At 72.1% G+C, this 18046-nt stretch carries 16 protein-coding genes; 9 read left to right on the top strand and 7 right to left on the bottom strand.

Going from position 1 to position 18046, the window contains the following annotated elements; all coding sequences use genetic code 11:
- The first annotated feature begins 19 nt into the window (after positions 1-19).
- Positions 20-397 carry a DUF5997 family protein gene (locus ASH01_RS14415; RefSeq protein WP_056776978.1) on the top strand — a complete coding sequence of 126 codons (378 nt, stop codon included), beginning with the start codon at positions 20-22 and terminating at the stop codon, positions 395-397.
- A gap of 4 nt (positions 398-401) precedes the next feature.
- Positions 402-869 carry a YdeI/OmpD-associated family protein gene (locus ASH01_RS14420; RefSeq protein WP_056776981.1) on the top strand — a complete coding sequence of 156 codons (468 nt, stop codon included), beginning with the start codon at positions 402-404 and terminating at the stop codon, positions 867-869.
- On the opposite strand, the gene ASH01_RS14425 is transcribed toward ASH01_RS14420, so the two are convergent.
- From ASH01_RS14425 to ASH01_RS14435, 3 genes are all read right to left on the bottom strand, one after another.
- Positions 866-2098 carry an RNA polymerase sigma factor gene (locus ASH01_RS14425; protein ID WP_056776983.1) on the bottom strand — a complete coding sequence of 411 codons (1233 nt, stop codon included), beginning with the start codon at positions 2096-2098 and terminating at the stop codon, positions 866-868. The genes ASH01_RS14420 and ASH01_RS14425 overlap by 4 nt on opposite strands.
- A complete protein-coding gene (locus tag ASH01_RS14430; RefSeq protein ID WP_020144205.1) occupies positions 2095-2418 on the bottom strand; it encodes a YciI family protein in 324 nt (107 codons plus the stop codon). Before ASH01_RS14430 ends, ASH01_RS14425 begins: the two co-directional genes overlap by 4 nt.
- A 131-nt stretch (positions 2419-2549) precedes the next feature.
- Entirely contained in the window at positions 2550-3902 is a 1353-nt protein-coding gene (locus ASH01_RS14435) for an aminotransferase-like domain-containing protein (RefSeq protein WP_056776986.1), read from the bottom strand.
- A 60-nt stretch (positions 3903-3962) separates the two neighbouring features.
- Here ASH01_RS14435 and ASH01_RS14440 point away from each other — a divergent pair, with 60 nt between their 5' ends.
- Both ASH01_RS14440 and ASH01_RS14445 read left to right on the top strand, forming a co-directional pair.
- Positions 3963-5465 carry a CoA-acylating methylmalonate-semialdehyde dehydrogenase gene (locus tag ASH01_RS14440; protein ID WP_056776989.1) on the top strand — a complete coding sequence of 501 codons (1503 nt, stop codon included), beginning with the start codon at positions 3963-3965 and terminating at the stop codon, positions 5463-5465.
- Between the two features lie 17 nt (positions 5466-5482).
- On the top strand, positions 5483-6865 hold the full coding sequence (locus ASH01_RS14445) for an aspartate aminotransferase family protein (RefSeq protein WP_200959069.1): 1383 nt from the start codon (positions 5483-5485) through the stop codon (positions 6863-6865).
- Positions 6866-6950: 85 nt separating this feature from the next.
- On the opposite strand, the gene ASH01_RS14450 is transcribed toward ASH01_RS14445, so the two are convergent.
- Positions 6951-7790, bottom strand: a complete 840-nt coding sequence (locus tag ASH01_RS14450; protein ID WP_056776992.1) for a RecB family exonuclease — start codon at positions 7788-7790, stop codon at positions 6951-6953.
- 105 nt (positions 7791-7895) lie between these two features.
- Here ASH01_RS14450 and ASH01_RS14455 point away from each other — a divergent pair, with 105 nt between their 5' ends.
- The 4 genes from ASH01_RS14455 (at position 7896) to arc (ending at position 12770) form a co-directional block, all read left to right on the top strand.
- Positions 7896-9041 (top strand): site-2 protease family protein, encoded by a 1146-nt coding sequence (locus ASH01_RS14455; protein ID WP_056776994.1) that lies wholly within the window; start codon positions 7896-7898, stop codon positions 9039-9041.
- 77 nt (positions 9042-9118) lie between these two features.
- A complete protein-coding gene (locus ASH01_RS14460) occupies positions 9119-9766 on the top strand; it encodes a single-stranded DNA-binding protein (protein WP_235509616.1) in 648 nt (215 codons plus the stop codon).
- 11 nt (positions 9767-9777) lie between these two features.
- Positions 9778-10950, top strand: a complete 1173-nt coding sequence (locus ASH01_RS14465; RefSeq protein ID WP_082619849.1) for a tRNA (adenine-N1)-methyltransferase — start codon at positions 9778-9780, stop codon at positions 10948-10950.
- Positions 10951-11006: 56 nt separating this feature from the next.
- Entirely contained in the window at positions 11007-12770 is a 1764-nt protein-coding gene (arc, locus tag ASH01_RS14470) for a proteasome ATPase (RefSeq protein WP_056776996.1), read from the top strand.
- Positions 12771-12845: 75 nt separating this feature from the next.
- On the opposite strand, the gene ASH01_RS14475 is transcribed toward arc, so the two are convergent.
- The 3 genes from ASH01_RS14475 to ASH01_RS14485 are packed head-to-tail and all read right to left on the bottom strand — an operon-like array spanning position 12846 to position 15269.
- Complete coding sequence (locus tag ASH01_RS14475) at positions 12846-13244, bottom strand: DUF3054 domain-containing protein (RefSeq protein ID WP_056776999.1); 399 nt, start codon at positions 13242-13244, stop codon at positions 12846-12848.
- Positions 13241-14230: a ribose-phosphate diphosphokinase gene (locus tag ASH01_RS14480; RefSeq protein ID WP_056777002.1), complete on the bottom strand. Its 990-nt coding sequence runs from the start codon at positions 14228-14230 to the stop codon at positions 13241-13243. The genes ASH01_RS14475 and ASH01_RS14480 overlap by 4 nt, the downstream gene beginning before the upstream one ends.
- Positions 14231-14270: 40 nt before the next feature.
- Entirely contained in the window at positions 14271-15269 is a 999-nt protein-coding gene (locus ASH01_RS14485) for an alpha/beta hydrolase (RefSeq protein ID WP_056777003.1), read from the bottom strand.
- Between the two features lie 105 nt (positions 15270-15374).
- On the opposite strand from ASH01_RS14485, the gene ASH01_RS14490 reads away from it, so the two are divergent.
- Positions 15375-18008 (top strand): lysylphosphatidylglycerol synthase domain-containing protein, encoded by a 2634-nt coding sequence (locus ASH01_RS14490; protein ID WP_056777006.1) that lies wholly within the window; start codon positions 15375-15377, stop codon positions 18006-18008.
- Positions 18009-18046 lie beyond the last annotated feature (38 nt).

The following is an 18046-nucleotide window of genomic DNA, read 5'->3' on the forward strand; positions in this document are numbered from 1 at the left end:
GACGCCCTAGGCTGGACCCATGCCCACGCCGAAGCCGCAGACCATGAAACCCCAGACGGCCGCGAAGAAGCTCGGCGTCCTGCTGTCCGAGACCCCCGCCGACTTCCAGGAGGGCGTCGTCAGCCGCACCGACCTCAACGCGTTGCAGGCCGAGCCGCCGGAGTGGCTCGCGACGCTGCGCCGCAACGGACCCCACACCCGCCAGGAGACGGCCCGGCGACTCGGCATCTCCAACTCGGGCCTGACCCGCGGCGGGGTCGGAGAGCACCTGACGACCGACGAGATCAAGGCCGTCATCGACGAGATGCCCGCCTGGCTCGTGGCCGAGCGCGAGATCTTCGCGCAGGTCCGCGCCGAGGACGCGCGCCTCAAGGCACGCGACACCGGACGGCCCTGATCCCATGAGCGAGACGGTCCGGACGTTCCGCACCACCCTCGAGGCCACGGGTGGCAACAACGTGGGCATCGTGGTCCCTGACGAAGTCATGGCGGCCTTCGCCCGCGGCAAGCGGGTGCCCGTATCCGTGACCGTGGACGGTGGCTACACGTACCGGACCTCGATCGCCTCCATGGGCGGTCACTTCCTCGTGTCCTTCAACGCCGAGACGCGGGCCGCGACCGGGCGTGGCGCCGGTGACGAGGTGGAGGTCCGGCTCGAGGTCGACGACGCACCGCGCGAGGTCGAGGTGCCCCAGGCGCTCCGGGCGGTCCTCGACGCCGACCCCGCTCTCACGGCCGCCTGGACGGCTCTGTCCGCCAGCAAGCAGAAGGCGCATGCCCTCGCCGTGTCCTCGGCCAGGACCGACGAGACCCGCGAGCGGCGACTGTCGCAGGTGGTCGAGACCCTCCGGGACGGTGGCCGGCCCTAGGTCAGCTCGCCGCGGCGACGCGTCAAGGAGGCCGACTCGGCCGTGTTGCCCGCCAGCTCGATCGCCCGGGTGTACGCCGCCCGCGCCTCCTCGCCGCGACCCATCCGGCGCAGCAGGTCGGCCCGGACCGCGTGGTAGGCGTGATAGCCGGACAGCGGTTCCCCGAGAGGCTCGACGACGGCCAGCGCCACCTGCGGTCCGTCGAGCTCGGCGAGGGCGACCGCCCGGTTCAGGGCGACGACCGGCGAGGGTTCCAGGTCGTGGAGCTGGTCGTAGAGGGCGACGACCTGTGACCAGTCGGTGTCGCGCATGGTGCGAGCCGAGGTGTGCACGGCGTTGATGGCGGCCATGACCTGGTAGCGACCCGGAGCCGCCCCAGCATCGAGTCGCTCACGCACGAGACGGTGGCCCTCGGCGACCAGGGCCCGGTCCCAGACGCTGCGGTCCTGCTCGTCGAGGGGGACCAGCTCACCGCCCGGTGAGACCCGGGCACTCCGGCGGGCGTCGGTGAGCAGCATCAGGGCGAGGAGGCCGGCCACCTCGCCGTCTTCGGGCAGGAGGTCGCGCAGCATCCGGGTGAGCCGGATCGCCTCGCCGGTGAGGTCCTGGCGGATCGGATCGGTGTCCGCACCGGAGGTGAGGTAGCCCTCGTTGAAGACGAGGAAGAGCACAGCGAGCACGCCGGAGACCCGAGTCGGCAGGTCCTCCGCGGTCGGCACCCGGTACGGGATGCGCGCGGCCGCGATCTTGGCCTTGGCCCGGGTGAGGCGCCGAGCCATCGCGGACTCCTGCACGAAGAAGGCCCTCGAGATCTCGGGCACGGTCAGGCCACCGACCATTCGCAGCGTCAGGGCGACCCGCGCCTCCATCGCGAGCGCGGGGTGACAGCACGTGAAGACGAGTCGGAGCCGGTCGTCGTCGAGGACGCCGAGCGGCTCGGCCTCGTGGTCGTCGTGCACCATGGCTGCCTCCTGGTGCTTGTGGTCACGCTTGCTCTCGCGCCGGATCCGGTCGATCGCCTTGCGGTTGGCGGTCGTCGTCAGCCACGCGCCCGGGTTCGGGGGTGTGCCCTCGGCGGGCCACCGCTCGACGGCGGTCGCGAACGCCTCGGCCGCGGCGTCCTCGGCGAGGCCGAGATCACCGAACCGCCGGGTCAGGGAGGCGACGACCCGGGCCCACTCGTCGTGGTGGGCCCGGGTGAGCTCGTCGCGGACGTCGGGTGGGCTCACAGGAACGGACGCACCTCGATCTTGCGGTTGCACGCCCGGGAGCCCTCGGCGGCGAGCCTGAGCACCACGTCGAGGTCCGGCGCCTCGAGGATCCAGAAGCCGGCGAGGTACTCCTTCGACTCGACGAAGGGTCCGTCGGTGAAGACTGCCTCGCTCCCTCGGTTGTCGACGACCGTCGCTGGGTCCGGGGAGCCGAGGCCCCCGGCGAAGACCCAGTACCCCTCGGACCGGAGCCGGTCGTTGAAGGCGTCGACGGCGGCCTCCTCGGTGGCGGTCTCGGGGCCGGTGCCGTCGTCGATCACGGATACGAGGTACTGCATGTCGGATCATCTCCTGTGCCTCGGGCCGCCCATCGCGGGCGGGCTCTCACCTCTGCTACGAACACCTCGGTCCGGATCGGACAGCGCGGGCGGGACTGATTCTGCTGGGTGGCAGGGACTCCGTGCCGAGCTCAGCGGTGCTGGGCCGTCCAGGCCCCGGCGTTCGCCGCCTCGGCGATGAGGTCGGCGACCTCGGCGTGGTTCTCACGGACGAGCCCGGTCGTCACGCGCACGTGGCCTTCGGGTCCGGCGACGTGCTCGACCGAGAACGGTGACCCCGGGGTCACCGCGATGCCTTGGCTCGCGAGCCGGAGCACCGCTGCGGCCTCGTCGCGCACCGGCACCCAGATGTTGAGCCCGTCGGTGCCGGGCACCTCGATGCCGTGCTCCGCGAGGCGACCGACGACGAGCTCCCGACGACGGGCGTACTCGGCACCGGCCGATGCGATCCCGCGCGCGCAGACCTCGTCGCGGAGCAGGCCGGCGAGGACCCGCTGGAGCAGCCGGCTCGTCCAGCCCTGCCCGATGGCCCGCGCGTGCCGCACCGGGGCGAGCAGCGCGTCCGGGCCGCTCAGCGCGGCGATCCGCAGGTCTGGACCGTGCGACTTGCTGAAGCTGCGGATGTGCAGCACCTGGTCGGGGATCCACCGACCGAGGCTGGTCGCGGCCGACGTCGAGATCGGGCCGCTCGAGTCGTCCTCGATGACGATGCAGTCACGGCCCTCGAGCAGCGCAGCGAGTCGTCGCGCCCGGGTCGGCGACATGGACACGCCGGTCGGGTTCTGTCCTCGAGGCTGGATGACCACCGCTGCGGGTCGGCGCGGCAGCAGGGACTCGACGGCGTCAAGGTCGAGGCCCGTCTCGTCGAGCGGCACGCCGACGACCGCGACCCCCCGGTCCTCGAGCAGGTCGAGCAGGGGAGGGAACCCCGGGTTCTCGACGAGCACGAGGTCACCCGGGCGCAGCAGTGCCCGGGTGAGCAGGTCCAGCGCGTCCATCGCGCCGTCGACGACGAGGAGGTCGTCGGCGGCATACGGCCAGTCGCGCACGAGCTCCTGCCGTAGCTCGTCGAGCACGGGGTCGTCGAGATAGCTGCTCGGCGTCGTCGGGTCGGTCAGTGCGGACAGCACCGGCACGAGCGGGGGCAGCAGGGCGCTGTCGGGGATGCCGGTCGACAGGTCGAGGCTCACCGGCGACTCGTGCCGCAGCGCCCGCGTGTAGCGCTCGCCGCCTCGGGCCGTGGGCGCCACGGTCGTGCCCCGGCGGCCGTCCGACCGGATGGTCCCCGAGCGGGCGAGCAGCTGCCAGGCCGCGCTCACGGTCGTCGGCGACATCATCAGCTCCTCGGCGACCCGGCGGATCGGGGGCAGCTGGTCGCCCGGCACGAGGGTGGCGTCGCGGATCGCCCGGGAAACGGCCTGCGCGAGGCCCTTGGCGGTCGGGGCGTCGAGGCGCTCCTCGATCGAGGAGATGACGGCACGCATGTTCGTAACATAGCAATCGATGCTTTGTATGGGGTCAGAGTGGCACGTAACGTGAGGTGCATGACGACCCCTACCGTGACGTCCATCGACCACTGGATCTCCGGCGCCCGCGTGCCCGGCACCTCCGGGCGCACCGCCCCGGTGCACGACCCGGCGACCGGCCGCCAGACCGGCGAGGTGCCGCTCGCCTCCACCTCCGAGGTGGACGACGCCGTCAAGACCGCGGTCGCCGCCGGACGCGACTGGCGCACCAGCTCCCTGTCGCGGAGGGCTGCCGTCCTCTTCGCCTTCCGCGAGCTGCTGCACACGCGCACCGACGAGCTGGCCGCGATCGTCACCGCAGAGCACGGCAAGGTACTCTCCGACGCGGTCGGCGAGATCGCCCGCGGCCTCGAGAACGTCGAGTTCGCCACCGGTGTACCGCAGCTGCTCAAGGGCGGCTTCTCGGAACAGGCCGCGAGCGGTGTCGACGTCTACAGCATCCGCCAGCCGCTCGGCGTCGTCGCCGGCGTCACGCCCTTCAACTTCCCCGTCATGGTGCCGCTCTGGATGTGCGCCAACGCCATCGCCTGCGGCAACAGCTTCGTGCTCAAGCCCAGCGAGAAGGACCCCTCGGCCGCGCTCTTCCTCGCCGAGCTCTGGAAGGAGGCCGGCCTTCCCGACGGCGTCTTCACCGTCGTCCACGGCGACAAGGAGGCCGTCGACGCGCTCCTCGACCACGACGACATCGCGGCGGTCAGCTTCGTCGGCTCGACCCCCATCGCGAAGTACATCTACGAGCGCGGCACCGCCAACGGCAAGCGGGTCCAGGCTCTCGGCGGCGCGAAGAACCACGCGCTCGTGCTGCCCGACGCCGACATCGACCTGGCGGCCGACGCCATCGTCTCCGCCGCGTACGGCGCCGCGGGGGAGCGGTGCATGGCCCTGTCCGTCGCGGTCGCCGTCGGTGACGTCGGTGACGACCTCGTCTCCGCGATCTCCAGCCGCCTGCCGAAGCTCACCGTCGGGCCGGGCTCGGCTGAGGGCACCGACATGGGTCCGCTCATCACCCGCGAGCACCGCGACAAGGTGGCCGGCTACGTGGCGGCCGGAGCGGAGGCCGGGGCCACGGTCGTCGTCGACGGACGCGAGCAGGACGTCCCCGAGGACGGCTTCTTCCTCGGCATGACCCTGCTCGACGACGTGACGCCGGACATGACCGTCTACCGCGACGAGATCTTCGGGCCGGTCCTGTCGGTCGTGCGCGTCGCCACCTACGACGAGGGTCTGGCGCTCATCAACCGCAACCCGTACGCCAACGGCACCGCGATCTTCACCCGCGACGGTGGCGCCGCGCGCCGCTTCCAGAACGAGGTCGAGGTCGGCATGGTCGGGATCAACGTGCCGATCCCCGTCCCGGTCGCCTACTACTCCTTCGGCGGCTGGAAGGACTCGCTCTTCGGCGACACCCACATGTACGGACCCGAGGGCATCAACTTCTACACGCGCGGCAAGGTCGTGACGCAGCGGTGGCCCGACCCGGCCACCTCGACCGTCGACCTCGGCTTCCCGCGCACCCGCTGAGAGAGAAGGACCCACCCATGACCGACCTCGACCAGCGCAGCGTCATCGCCGACCTCCTCGACGGGATGACGGAGCAGCAGGTGCGCACCCTCGACCGCGACCACGTCTTCCACTCGTGGTCGGCCCAGGGACTCATCGACCCGCTGCCCATCGCCCGGGCCCAGGGCTCCTACTTCTGGGACTACGACGACAAGCGCTACCTCGACTTCAGCAGCCAGCTCGTCAACGTCAACATCGGCTACAACCACCCGAAGGTCGTCGCCGCGATCCAGGAGCAGGCGGCCCGTCTCGCGACGATCGCGCCGTCCTTCGCCAACGACGCCCGCAGCGAGGCCGCCCGGCTCATCACCGAGGTCGCGCCCGACGGGCTGTCCGCGGTCTTCTTCACCAACGGTGGGGCCGAGGCCAACGAGAACGCGATCCGGATGGCCCGGCTGCACACGGGCCGGCACAAGGTGCTCGCGACATACCGCAGCTACCACGGCGCCACGGGCGGCTCGATCACCCTGACCGGCGACCCGCGGCGCTGGCCCTCGGAGCCCGGCCTGTCGGGGATCGTCCACTGCTGGGGCCCCTACACCTATCGTTCGGCCTTCCACTCCGAGTCCGAGGAGCAGGAGCGCGACCGTGCGTTGTCGCACCTGCGCGACACGATCATGGTCGAGGGTGGGCACACGATCGCCGCGATCATCCTCGAGACCGTGGTGGGCACCAACGGCATCCTCGTCCCGCCGGACGGCTACCTCCAGGGCGTCCGTGACCTCTGCGACGAGCACGGGATCATCCTCATCGCCGACGAGGTCATGGCCGGCTTCGGGCGGTGCGGCGAGTGGTTCGCCGTCGACCACTGGGGCATCCGCCCCGACCTCATCACCTTCGCCAAGGGCGTCAACTCCGGCTACGTCCCGCTCGGGGGCGTCGTCATCTCGGACGAGATCCGGGCGACCTTCGACCAGCGCGCCTTCCCGGGCGGACTGACCTACTCGGGTCACCCGCTCGCCTGCGCCTCGGCCGTCGCCTCGATCAACGCGTTCCGCGAGGAGGGCATCATCGAGAACGCCCGGAGCCTCGGCACCGACGTCATCGGCCCGCGCCTGCGCGAGATCGCGGCGAAGCACCCCAGTGTCGGCGACGTCCGCGGCCTGGGCGTCTTCTGGGCCGTGGAGCTCGTGCGCGACCGCGAGACGCGTGAGCCGCTCGTGCCCTACAACGCCTCGGGTGAGGCGGCCGCGCCGATGGCGGCCTTCGCCGCGGCCTGCAAGGAGCGCGGGCTCTGGCCGTTCACCCACTTCAACCGCACCCACGTCGTGCCCCCGTGCACGACGACCCCGGCGGAGGCCGAAGAGGGGCTGGCAGTGCTCGACGAGGCGCTCGACGTCGCCGACGAGTTCACCGTCTGAAGGCTCTCGCCTCCAGCCGACGCCAAGGGCGCACGTATGCCGCCGGGCCCGCCCGGCGGCATACGTGCTCGGTCGTCGAGTGGGGTCAGGCGTCGAGCTCGACGAGCCCGGTGACGGACGGGTCGACGGCGCGCTGGGCGGCGTCGACGGGCAGCGGCGGGGGAGTGCCACCCCACGCCGGGCACAGCGCGCGGTGGTCGCACCAGTCGCACAGCCGGCTCGGGCTGGGACGCCAGTCACCCGTCGACGCGGCTCGCTCGATGGCCTGCCAGAGCGCCTTGACCTTGCGCTCGGTGCCGAGCAGGTCCTGCTCGTCGGGCTCGTAGGCGACGATCTCGCCGTTGCCGAGGTAGACGAGCTGGAGGCGCTTGGGGATGACGCCGCGCTGGCGCCAGAGCACGAGCGCGTAGAACTTCATCTGGAAGAGGGCCTTGGCCTCGAAGTGCTCGGAAGGCGAGCGGCCCGTCTTGTAGTCGACGACGCGCATCGCTCCGCCCGGGGCCACGTCGAGCCGGTCGACGTAGCCGCGCAGGACGAGCCCGTCGACCTCGGTCTCGACGTAGAGCTCGCGCTCGGCCGGCTCGAGCCGCGTCGGGTCCTCGAGACCGAACCACGTCTGGAGCAGCGTCGCTGCGCCGGCGAACCACTCGTCGGTGCGACCGCCGTGCTCGGCGAGCAGGTCGAGCATCGCCGGCTCCTCCTCGGCGAGGCGCTCCCACTCCTGGGGGACGAGCCCCACCGCGGCGTCGATGGTGCGCTCGGTCGCGGGGAGGTCGAAGAGCCGCTCGAGGACGGCGTGGACGAGCGTGCCCCGGGCCGTCGCCTGCGTGGGCGCCGACGGGAGCTTGTCGATGACCCGGAAGCGATAGAGCATCGGGCACGACATGAAGTCGGAGGCCCGACTGGGGGACAGCGCTGCAACCATGGGGCGACTGTATGCCGCGGGGCCGACACCGCACGGCCGGCACCCACAGCCCACGCACGGGACCGGCACAGGGAGGCGGGTCAGGCAGGGCATAGGGTCGAGCCCATGAGCACTCCCGCCCGCCCGGACACCTCCCACGGGTGGCGGATCGGCAGCCTAGCGGGGACCCCGGTCTACCTCGGTCGGTCCTGGCCGGTCATCGCCGTGCTCATCGTCGTCGTCTTCGGGCCCAACCTGTCGAGGTCCGACCGCGGTGCGTCCTACGGCTACCTGCTCGCCGCGGCCTACGCCGTGCTGCTGCTCGTCTCGGTGCTCGTGCACGAGGCTGCCCACGCCTTCGCGGCCCGGTGGCGAGGACACCCGGTCAGCCGGATCGTCGCCGACGTCTGGGGCGGTCACACCGTCTACGACGCGACCCGCACCTCGCCGAGCACGACGGCCATCGTCGCCGTCGTCGGGCCGCTGTCCAACCTCGCGCTCGCCGGGGTCGTCTGGGGCCTGCGGGCTCTGACGACGAACGAGACCGCCCTGACCCTCCTCGGCATCGTCGCCTTCGCCAACGTCCTCGTCGGCGTCTTCAACCTCCTCCCGGGCCTGCCCCTCGACGGCGGCCAGATCGTCAGCGCCCTCGTGTGGCGCGCCACGGGGAGCAAGGGGCGCGGCCTCGTCACGGCGGGGTGGCTCGGACGCGTCGTCGCGGTGCTGACCGTCGCGTGGTTCGCCCTGCGTCCCCTCGCCGAGGGCCGGGCGCCCGAGATCTTCGACCTCGTCTGGCCGTTCGCCATCGCCTTCTTCCTCTGGCAGGGCGCGACGGGGGCGATCCGGGCCGGTCACATCCACGAGGCGACCGCCGGGCGCGCGACCGACGTGCTCGAGCCGCTGTCCCTCGTCGCGGGCACGGCGACCGTGGCCGAGGTCGAGACCGCGGTGGCCTCCGGGGCGTGGGTGGCTGCAGCGGACCCGACGGGGTGGCCGCTCGGTGTCGTCGACGCCGACTCCGCGGCCGGCGTGCCTGTCGACAGCCGGGCGCGCACGGCGATCGCGTCGGTCACGCTGGCCCAGCCGGCGTCGTGGGTCGTCGCCCTGCCGCCGGAGGCCGTGCTCACCGACCTCATCCGGGTCATGAGCGATCGCGAGCTCTCGCTCGCCGTCGTCGTCGACGAGGCCACCCGCGACATCCGCGGGCTGGCGAGCGCGGAGCGCATCAACGCGGTCGTCGGCGCCGAGCTGGCCCGTCGCGGTCGTCGCTGACGCGCGTCCACGAAGTCGCCGCTGGATGCCGGTGCCGAGGGCGTATGCCGTCGGGCGCGGTTCCCGAGGCATGTCCCGTGACGCTCGTCTTCCCGGCGAGCGCCTCGATGCCGTCCGCCGTCCACACCCCCTCGTCGGCTCGGCCGGTCGTCCACAGGGGTGGCGCGCTCGGCAGCGAGCCCGGCACGGACGCGTCACCGTTGGCGCAGGGCCCGACGAGCGGGCCGGAGGGAGGCACCATGAGGACGAGCCGGAGCGAGACGACGACGGGCACTGGCGCGGTCGCGTCCCGGTCCGCGAGGAGCCCACGTCGACGTGCGCCCGAGGGGACCGCCGACGAGGCGACGCCGGACGCCGCGTCGGTGCCGGGGCGCAACGAGGTCGTCCTGAGCGGGCGGCTCGGCGCCGAGGCGGAGGAGCGCGAGCTGCCGAGCGGTGACCGCATCGCGACGCTGCGCGTCGTCGTGCCTCGCGAGCCGCCGCCCGGGCGCCGCCGCGCGACCGCCGACGAGCCCAGGCGGGCGACGGTCGACACCATCGACGTCGTGTGCTGGACGGCGGCAACCCGTCGGAGCGCGCTCCGTCTGCGCGGGGGCGACGTCGTCGAGGTCGAGGGCGCGCTCCGTCGGCGGTTCTTCGGCGGGGCGGCAGGTCGCCAGAGCCGCTACGAGGTCGAGGCGACGGCCCTCCGCAGGGTGTCCGGAGGAGGTCGCGCCGGCACCTAGACTGTGCTCCCATGACCGCTCCCACGACCGACGCCGAGCAGCCCGACGCCGAGCACGCCAGGCCCGACGCCGAGCCCGACGCCGAGCCCGACACGAGCGGGGGTCCGGAGCGGTCCGACGTCCCGGGCGCGCACGACCGCCGTGGCGTCTTCGAGGTGGGGGAGCGCATCCAGCTGACCGACCCGAAGGGTCGTCTGCACACGATCACGCTCGAGCCCGGGCGCGAGTTCCACACGCACCGCGGCTTCCTGCGCCACGACGACCTCATCGGCTCCCACGACGGCTCCGTCGTGACGAACACCGCCGGGGTCGAGTACCTCGCCCTGCGGCCGCTGCTCAGCGACTACGTCATGTCGATGCCCCGCGGCGCGGCGGTCGTCTACCCGAAGGACTCGGGCCAGATCGTGCAGATGGCCGACATCTTCCCGGGGGCGACGGTCGTCGAGGCCGGCGTCGGCAGCGGTGCGCTGTCGATGTCGCTGCTGCGCGCCATCGGTGAGCGCGGCCGCCTGCTGTCGTTCGAGCGTCGCGAGGACTTCGCGGAGATCGCCCGCGGCAACGGCCGCGCGTTCTTCGGCGGTGACCACCCGGCCTGGACCGTCACGGTCGGTGACCTCGTCGAGTCGCTCCCGTCCGTCGCCGAGGCCGGGACCGTCGACCGGGTCGTGCTCGACATGCTCGCGCCCTGGGAGTGCCTCGACGCCGTCTCCGACGCGCTCATCCCCGGCGGCGTGCTCATCTGCTACGTCGCCACGACGACCCAGCTGAGCCGCGTGGCCGAGGGCATCCGCGCCCACGGCGGCTTCACCGAGCCCTCCGCCTGGGAGTCGCTCGTGCGCGGTTGGCACCTCGAGGGGCTCGCCGTGCGTCCCCAGCACCGGATGCACGGGCACACCGGCTTCCTCATCACGACGCGTCGGCTCGCTCCCGGCGTCGTCCCGCCCGAGCGCAAGCGTCGTCCGGCCAAGGGCGCCTACGGCGACTCGGGTGACGCCGGCACGACGTCCGTCGACGGCCCGGACGCCCCGGCGGGTGCCCCCACGCCCGTCGCCGGCTCGACGGCCTCGACGGACATCCCTGCGGACGCGTGGACACCCGAGGCGCTCGGCGAACGCATCAAGAGCGACAAGACGATCCGACGCGTCCGCCGATCACTGGCTGAAACGTCCGACGACATCGGCTGACACGGGGTTAGGGTCGAATCGTCACTATGTGCGAGTGACGGATTGAGGAGGCCGAGATGTCTGATGACGTCCGCAACCCAGACCCCGAAGGTGCCGCCGGCGCCGGAGTCCCCGGAGCGGGGGACCGCGAGCTCGCAGCCCTGCGCGCCGAGGTCGAGTCGCTGCGCCAGGTGGCGCGACACTCGCCCCAGCGCACCCGTGAGCTCGAGGCGCGGCTGGCCCACGTCCAGACGAGCCTGTCGACGCTGTCGTCCCAGAACGAGCGCCTCGTGCGCACGCTCAAGGACGCGCGCGAGCAGATCGTCACGCTGAAGAAGGAGGTCGACCGTCTCGCGCAGCCGCCGAGCACCTACGGCCTCGTCGTCGACCCGCCCGAGGACGGCTCGATCGACATCATCACCGGTGGCCGGAAGATGCGCGTCGCCATCAGCCCGTCGGTCGACCAGCTGGAGCTCGGCCTCGGCCGTGAGGTCATGCTCAACGAGGCCCTCAACGTCGTCTCCGTCCACGGCTACGAGCGCGTGGGCGAGGTCGTCACGGTCAAGGAGCGTCTCGACGACGACCGCGTCGTCGTCGTGACGCACGGCGACGAGGAGCGCGTGTGCCGCATCGCGACGCCCCTGCTCGGCGAGCACTTCCGCGTCGGCGACTCCCTCACCCTCGACCCGAGGTCCAACTTCGTCCACGAGGTCGTGCCCAAGCTCGAGGTCGAGGAGCTCGTCCTCGAGGAGGTGCCCGACGTCGAGTACGAGGACATCGGTGGCCTCGCCGGCCAGATCGAGGCGATCCGGGACGCCGTCGAGCTGCCCTTCCTGCACCCCGAGCTCTACAAGGAGCACGCGCTCAAGCCGCCGAAGGGCGTGCTGCTCTACGGTCCTCCCGGCTGTGGCAAGACGCTCATCGCCAAGGCGGTCGCCGCGTCCCTCGCCCGCCAGGTCGCCGCTCGCACGGGCAAGCAGACCGAGAAGAGCTACTTCCTCAACATCAAGGGCCCCGAGCTGCTCAACAAGTACGTCGGCGAGACCGAGCGGCACATCCGGCTCATCTTCCAGCGGGCCCGTGAGAAGGCCTCCGACGGCACGCCCGTGGTCGTCTTCTTCGACGAGATGGACTCGCTCTTCCGCACCCGCGGATCGGGCGTCTCCAGCGACGTCGAGACGACGATCGTGCCGCAGCTGCTCGCCGAGATCGACGGCGTCGAGCGCCTCGACAACGTCATCGTCATCGGCGCCTCCAACCGCGAGGACATGATCGACCCCGCCATCCTGCGACCGGGCCGTCTCGACGCCAAGATCAAGATCGAGCGCCCCGACGCCGAGAGCGCGCGTGACATCTTCAGCAAGTACCTCACCGAGTCGCTGCCACTCCACGAGCACGACCTCGCCGTCAACGGCGGTGACCGCGACGCGACCGTCGAGGCGATGATCACGGCCGCCGTCGAGCGAATGTACTCCGAGATGGAGGAGAACCGCTTCCTCGAGGTGACCTACCAGGGCGGCGACAAGGAGATCCTCTACTTCAAGGACTTCAACTCGGGCGCGATGATCCAGAACATCGTCGACCGGGCCAAGAAGCTCGCGATCAAGGACTTCCTGACGACCGGCCAGAAGGGCATCCGCGTCGAGCACCTGCTCAACAGCTGCGTCGACGAGTTCAAGGAGAACGAGGACCTGCCCAACACGACCAACCCCGACGACTGGGCGCGGATCAGCGGCAAGAAGGGCGAGCGCATCGTCTACATCCGCACGCTGCTCAAGGGCAAGGACGGCACCGAGCCGGGCCGGTCCATCGCGACGGCCAACACCGGCCAGTACCTCTGACCCGAGGCGTGTGCCGTGTGGCCGGGACGCGTCCCGGCCACACGAGGCCTCTCGACGGGTCTGGGCCGGGTGGGGTCAGGCGCGGCGCGGTGACGAGCGGGCGCGGCGGACGGCATACGCCCCGAGGGCACGCCAGCCGAGCAGGAAGAGCGCCAGCACGACCGAGGCGACCACGACGAAGCTGACGGCCGTGCCCGACCCGACCGCGTGCCGCAGCAGCATGCCGACGAGGACGGTCGCGAACCACACGGTCACGCCGGGGGCGACGTCGAGCGGCCATGACCGGCGCACGACCCGCACGACGAGCCAGCCGAGGCCGGTCCCGACGAGGAAGGGCCAGGCCGTCGACAGGACGCCGAGCACCGGGCTCGACTCGTCGTGGCTCGCGCGACCGACCGCGGCGAAGACGAGGACGAGCACGACGTCGAGGAGCAGCGCGACCGCGGGGCGGCGCCACCAGACGGGTCGGTTCATGAGGGCGTGTCGAAGGGGAGCTTGGCCTGCGGCGGTGCGTGGGTGGGGTCGACGCCCTCGAAGAGCGAGCTGACCGAGCGGCCGTGGTGGATGCGGCTGATCGCCTCGGCGAAGAGGGCCGACACCGACCGCACCTTGAGCTCGGGCCAGCCGTCCGGCGCCGGGACGGTGTCGGTCGTGACGACCTCGGTGACGAAGGGGTGGTCACGCAGCCGCTCGACGGCCTTGCCGGCGAAGAGGCCGTGGGTGCAGACGATCGCGGCCTCGGTCGCGCCGGCGTCCTTGAGGCGGTCCATCAGCTCGAGCATCGAGCCGCCCGTCGCGATCTCGTCGTCGAGGATGATCGCCCGGCGACCCGAGACGTCGCCGACGATCGAGTCGATGACGACGCGGTCGTCGGCCACCCGCTGTTTCGAGCCGGCCGCGACGGGCAGCCCGAGCAGGCGGGCGAACTGGGTCGCGACCTTGGCGTTGCCGAGGTCGGGGCTGACGACGATCGAGTTGTCGAGGTCGTTGTCGCGGAAGTGGTCCGCGAGGACCCCGATCGCCGTCAGGTGGTCGACAGGCGTCGAGAAGAAGCCGTGCACCTGGGGAGCGTGGAGGGCCATGGTCAGGACCCGGTGGCAGCCGGCCGTCGAGATCATGTCGGCCACGAGCCGTCCGCCGAGGGAGATGCGCGAGGCGTCCTTCTTGTCGGAGCGGGCGTAGGCGTAGTGCGGCATGACCGCGGTGATCTGAGCCGCCGAGGCGCCACGCGCCGCGTCGATCATGAGGAGCAGCTCCATGAGGTGCTCCTGCGTCGGCGGCACGAGCGGCTGGACGATGTAGACGTCGCGCTGGCGGCAGTTGGCGAGCAGCTGTGCCTGCAGGCAGTCGTTGCTGAACCGTTTGATGTCGACGGGGGACCGGGTCACCCCGAGATGCGAGCAGATCCGGTCGGCCAGGGCGGGGTGCGCCGAGCCGCTGAACACGACGACATCGTTCACTTCGAGACCATCCCTCACGAGACTCGCGTGCGTTCGCAGACTATCCGACCGTTCCCGGTCGCGCGTGCCGGGCGACCCACTGGGCGAGCTCCGCGCGAGCGGCGCCGCCGACCCGGGTGGCCCCGGGAAAGCTCATGAAGCCGTGCGGGACCCGGGGGTAGTTGGTGTGCTGCACCTCGACGCCTGCTGCGCGGAGGGCCTCGGCGTAGGCCGTCCCCTCGTCGCGGAGCGGGTCGAGGTCGGCCGTCTGGACGAGCGTGGCGGGCAGTCCGGTGAGGTCATCGGCGTGCAGCGGTGAGACGAGGGGGTCGAGCGGGTCGAGGGCGTCGTCGGCGTCGCCGAGGTAGTGCGCGAGGAACGCGTCCATGTCGCTGCGGGTGAGGATCGGTGCGGCCGAGTGCTGGGCCACGGACGGCGAGCTCATCGTCGCGTCGACAGCCGGGTAGACGAGGGCCTCGTAGGCGACGTCGGCACCACCCTCGGAACGGAGCACCTGGGCGGCCACGGCCGCGAGGTTGCCGCCGGCCGAGTCGCCCGCGAGACCGAGACCGGTGTGCCGGACGCCGTCACCGGCGGCGTCGGAGGCGGCCCAGCGGGTGGCGTCGATGCAGTCGTGGGCGGCCTGGGGTGCCCGGTGCTCCGGGGCGAGGCGGTAGTCCACGTTGAGCACGGCCACCCGGGTGCGGTCGGCGATCCAGGCGCAGATCGGGTCGTAACCCCTCGTGTTGCCGAGCACCCAGCCACCTCCGTGGAACCACAGCAGTGCGGGAAGGGCCTCACCCGCGGCGTCCTTCGGACGGTAGGTGCGGACGGCGACGGGGTGGCCGTCCCGGGCGGCGAAGGTCGTCTCCGCGATCTCGACCCCGGACGGTACCGGACCCGTGACCCACGTGAAGGGCAGCCGCGCAGGGGCGAACCACGCTCTGCTGCGGGCGATCTCGTCACCGGAGAGCATCCGGGAACCGTCGCGGGTGCGGCTCAGCACGCGGGCGAGCAGCTTGGTGCGCAGGGGCATGTCCCACGAGTCGGTGACCGTCACGGCGTCAGTCTCGCACCGCTTCCTGATGGTCGGCGCACCGGGCGCCTGCACGCCCGCGCGGCGACGCTGCGGCCATTCGGGCCGCGCCTCAGGCAGGATTGGCCCATGCCCGGCGACTCGGAGAGGACGCAGCCCCCCACGGACGGGGCCGTCTCCGGACCCGCCGAGGCATCGGACGACACCACGGGGGAGACCATGCGCCGGACGGCGGAGCACGTGCAGGACCAGACCGGGGAGCGTGAGGAGCGCGCCGACGCGACGGCGGGGGAGCCGGTCGCCGAGGCCGGAACCGAGGCCGGAACCGAGGCCGGAACCGAGGCCGGAACCGAGGCCGGAACCGAGGCCGGAACCGAGGCCGGAACCGAGGCCGGAACCGAGGCCGGCGAGGTCATCGAGCCGCCCATCCCCGAACGGGTGCGCCGTCCCGCCGACGGCGTCCGTCTGGCCGCTGCCGTCGTCCTGCTCGTGCTCGGTCTCGTCGCGGCCGACGTCGCCTCGGGCACGCGCGGTGCGGTCGAGCAGGACCTCACCGATGCGACGAGCGGGCTTCCCCGGCTGCTGCTCACGCTGCTCGGCTGGATGAGCGGCATCGGCGTCCTGCTCCTGCCGATCGGCGTGGGCGCGGATCTGCTCGTGCGCCGTCGCCCCATGCAGCTCATCCAGGCGCTCGGTGCCGCTGTCGTCGGCGGTGTCCTCGTCATCGTCCTCGCCGTGCTCGTCCACTCGGGCAACGGCGGTTTCGTCACCGACGTGCTGACCCGACCCACCCCGACGGGCCGCACCGGTCCGCTCGACATCGTCATCGTCTCGATGGTCGCGCTGCTCACCGTCGCCGACATCTCCGGCCGCAAGTGGATCTCGCCGATCGCGACGGTCGTCGTCATCGCGACGCTCGTCACGACCCTGCTCTCGGGGGCCATGACCCTCGCGGCCCTCGTCAGCTCGCTCCTGCTCGGCTGGATCGTCGGCCTCGCCTTCCGCCTCGCCTTCGGCGTGACCTCCACCCGTCCACCCGGGGTGGAGGTCGCCGCGGTGCTCGTCGCGGGCGGTGTGCCCCTGACCCGCCTCGAGCTCATCGACGCCAACGACGCCGGTGACCGCCGCTACATCGGGACCACCCACGACGGGACGCTCGACGTCCACGTCATCGACCGCGACACCTTCGGGCTCGCCTCGGGTCGACGCCTGCTGCGCGTGCTGCGGCTGCGGAGCGGCTTCACTCGACCGCCGGCGCTGACGCTGCGCTCCGAGATCGAGCACCGGACCCTGATGGGTCTGGCCCTGCACGACGCCGGCATCCGTGCCCCTCGGCCGGTCGCCGTGTCCGAGGTCGGTCCCTTCTCGGCCGTCATCGCCTACGACGAACCGCGGGGCACCCCGCTGACCGAGGTCGACGGGGACCTCGACGACGCCCGGCTCGCCGCGATCTGGCGGTTGGCCGCCACCTTGCACCGACGTCGCCTCGTGCACCGGCAGCTCGGACCGTCGACGATCCTCGTCGACGACCACGGGCGGGTCGCCCTGTCCCGGCTGGGCAGCGGGGACGTCGCGGCCGACGACATCAGCCTGCGCATCGACCTCGCCCAGCTGCTCACGACCGTGGCACTGGCCGTCGGCCCCGAGCGGACCGTGGACTCGGCCGTCGCAGCCCTCGGCGAGGACGCCGTCCTTCGGGCCGTTCCGGTGCTCCAGCCGGTCGCCCTGAGTCCCGACGCGCGGGTGGCGCTCAAGGAGTCCAAGTCGGTCATGGGGGAGCTGCGCGAGCGGCTGGTCGCGCTGCGCCCCAAGGCAGAGGCCGTCGAGCCCGTCCAGCTGCGTCGCATCTCGGCGCGCGGCGTCGTCACCCTGCTCGGTGGGGGCATCGCCGGCTACCTGCTCCTGACGCAGCTGGCCCAGGTCGACATCGGCCAGGTCGTCAGCACGGCCGACTGGCGCTGGGCCGCCCTGCTGCTGCTCTTCGCGGCCGCCACCTTCGCCGGTGCCTCCATCGCGCTCGCCGGCGCCGTCCAGATCCACCTCAGGTTCATCCGGACCTACATGACGCAGCTCGCCGTGGCGTTCAGCGGCCTCGTCGCCCCGGCGGCCGTCGGCAACATCGCGCTCAACACCCGCTACCTGCAGACCTCCGGCCTGTCCCCGACGATCGCCGGTGCCAGCGTCGGCGTCGCGCAGGTGGCCCAGTTCTGCTCGTACTTCGTCCTGCTCGTCATCTCCGGTGTCCTGGCCGGCACCGGCCCGGCGGTCTCGTTCAGCCCGTCCCCGGTGCTCGTCGCGGCGATCCTCGTCGTCGTCATCCTCGCCCTCGGGCTGCTCGCGCTGCCCAAGGTCCGGGCCCTGCTCACCGACCGCGTGCTCCCGCAGGTCAAGTCGGCCGTCCCGCAGGTCCTCGCCGTCCTCCAGCATCCAGCCAAGCTCACCCAGCTGCTCGCCGGGGCGCTCCTGCTCGACATGTCGTTCGTCGCCGCGCTCGTGTGCGCCACGAGGGCCTTCGGTGCCGATGCGCCCGTCGCATCGATCGCGGTCGTCTACTTCGCCGGCGCCATCGTCGGCTCGGCCGTCCCGACGCCCGGTGGCCTCGGCGGCATCGAGGCCGCGATGTCGTTCGGGCTCATCTCCATCGGCGTCGACAGCGGCACCGCCGTCTCGTCCGTCCTGCTCTACCGGCTCGCGACCTACTGGCTGCCGATCCCGTTCGGGTGGTTCTCGCTCAACCGGCTGCAGAAGGTCGGGGCCATCTAGCCGGGCCGGACGGCATACGCCCTCGGTCCGGACGAGAC

The sequence above is a fragment of the Terrabacter sp. Soil811 genome, assembly GCF_001429655.1.
In the GTDB taxonomy this organism is placed as follows: domain Bacteria; phylum Actinomycetota; class Actinomycetes; order Actinomycetales; family Dermatophilaceae; genus Terrabacter.

Bases quoted from the DNA above. Each gene is read 5' to 3' on its own strand.
- ASH01_RS14455 (WP_056776994.1), top strand. From the start codon at position 7,896: ATGAGCACTCCCGCCCGCCCGGACACCTCCCACGGGTGGCGGATCGGC.
- ASH01_RS14440 (WP_056776989.1), top strand. From the start codon at position 3,963: ATGACGACCCCTACCGTGACGTCCATCGACCACTGGATCTCCGGCGCC.
- ASH01_RS14415 (WP_056776978.1), top strand. From the start codon at position 20: ATGCCCACGCCGAAGCCGCAGACCATGAAACCCCAGACGGCCGCGAAG.
- ASH01_RS14490 (WP_056777006.1), top strand. From the start codon at position 15,375: ATGCCCGGCGACTCGGAGAGGACGCAGCCCCCCACGGACGGGGCCGTC.
- ASH01_RS14465 (WP_082619849.1), top strand. From the start codon at position 9,778: ATGACCGCTCCCACGACCGACGCCGAGCAGCCCGACGCCGAGCACGCC.
- ASH01_RS14475 (WP_056776999.1), bottom strand. From the start codon at position 13,244: ATGAACCGACCCGTCTGGTGGCGCCGCCCCGCGGTCGCGCTGCTCCTC.
- ASH01_RS14450 (WP_056776992.1), bottom strand. From the start codon at position 7,790: ATGGTTGCAGCGCTGTCCCCCAGTCGGGCCTCCGACTTCATGTCGTGC.
- ASH01_RS14420 (WP_056776981.1), top strand. From the start codon at position 402: ATGAGCGAGACGGTCCGGACGTTCCGCACCACCCTCGAGGCCACGGGT.
- ASH01_RS14435 (WP_056776986.1), bottom strand. From the start codon at position 3,902: ATGCGTGCCGTCATCTCCTCGATCGAGGAGCGCCTCGACGCCCCGACC.
- ASH01_RS14430 (WP_020144205.1), bottom strand. From the start codon at position 2,418: ATGCAGTACCTCGTATCCGTGATCGACGACGGCACCGGCCCCGAGACC.
- arc (WP_056776996.1), top strand. From the start codon at position 11,007: ATGTCTGATGACGTCCGCAACCCAGACCCCGAAGGTGCCGCCGGCGCC.
- ASH01_RS14445 (WP_200959069.1), top strand. From the start codon at position 5,483: ATGACCGACCTCGACCAGCGCAGCGTCATCGCCGACCTCCTCGACGGG.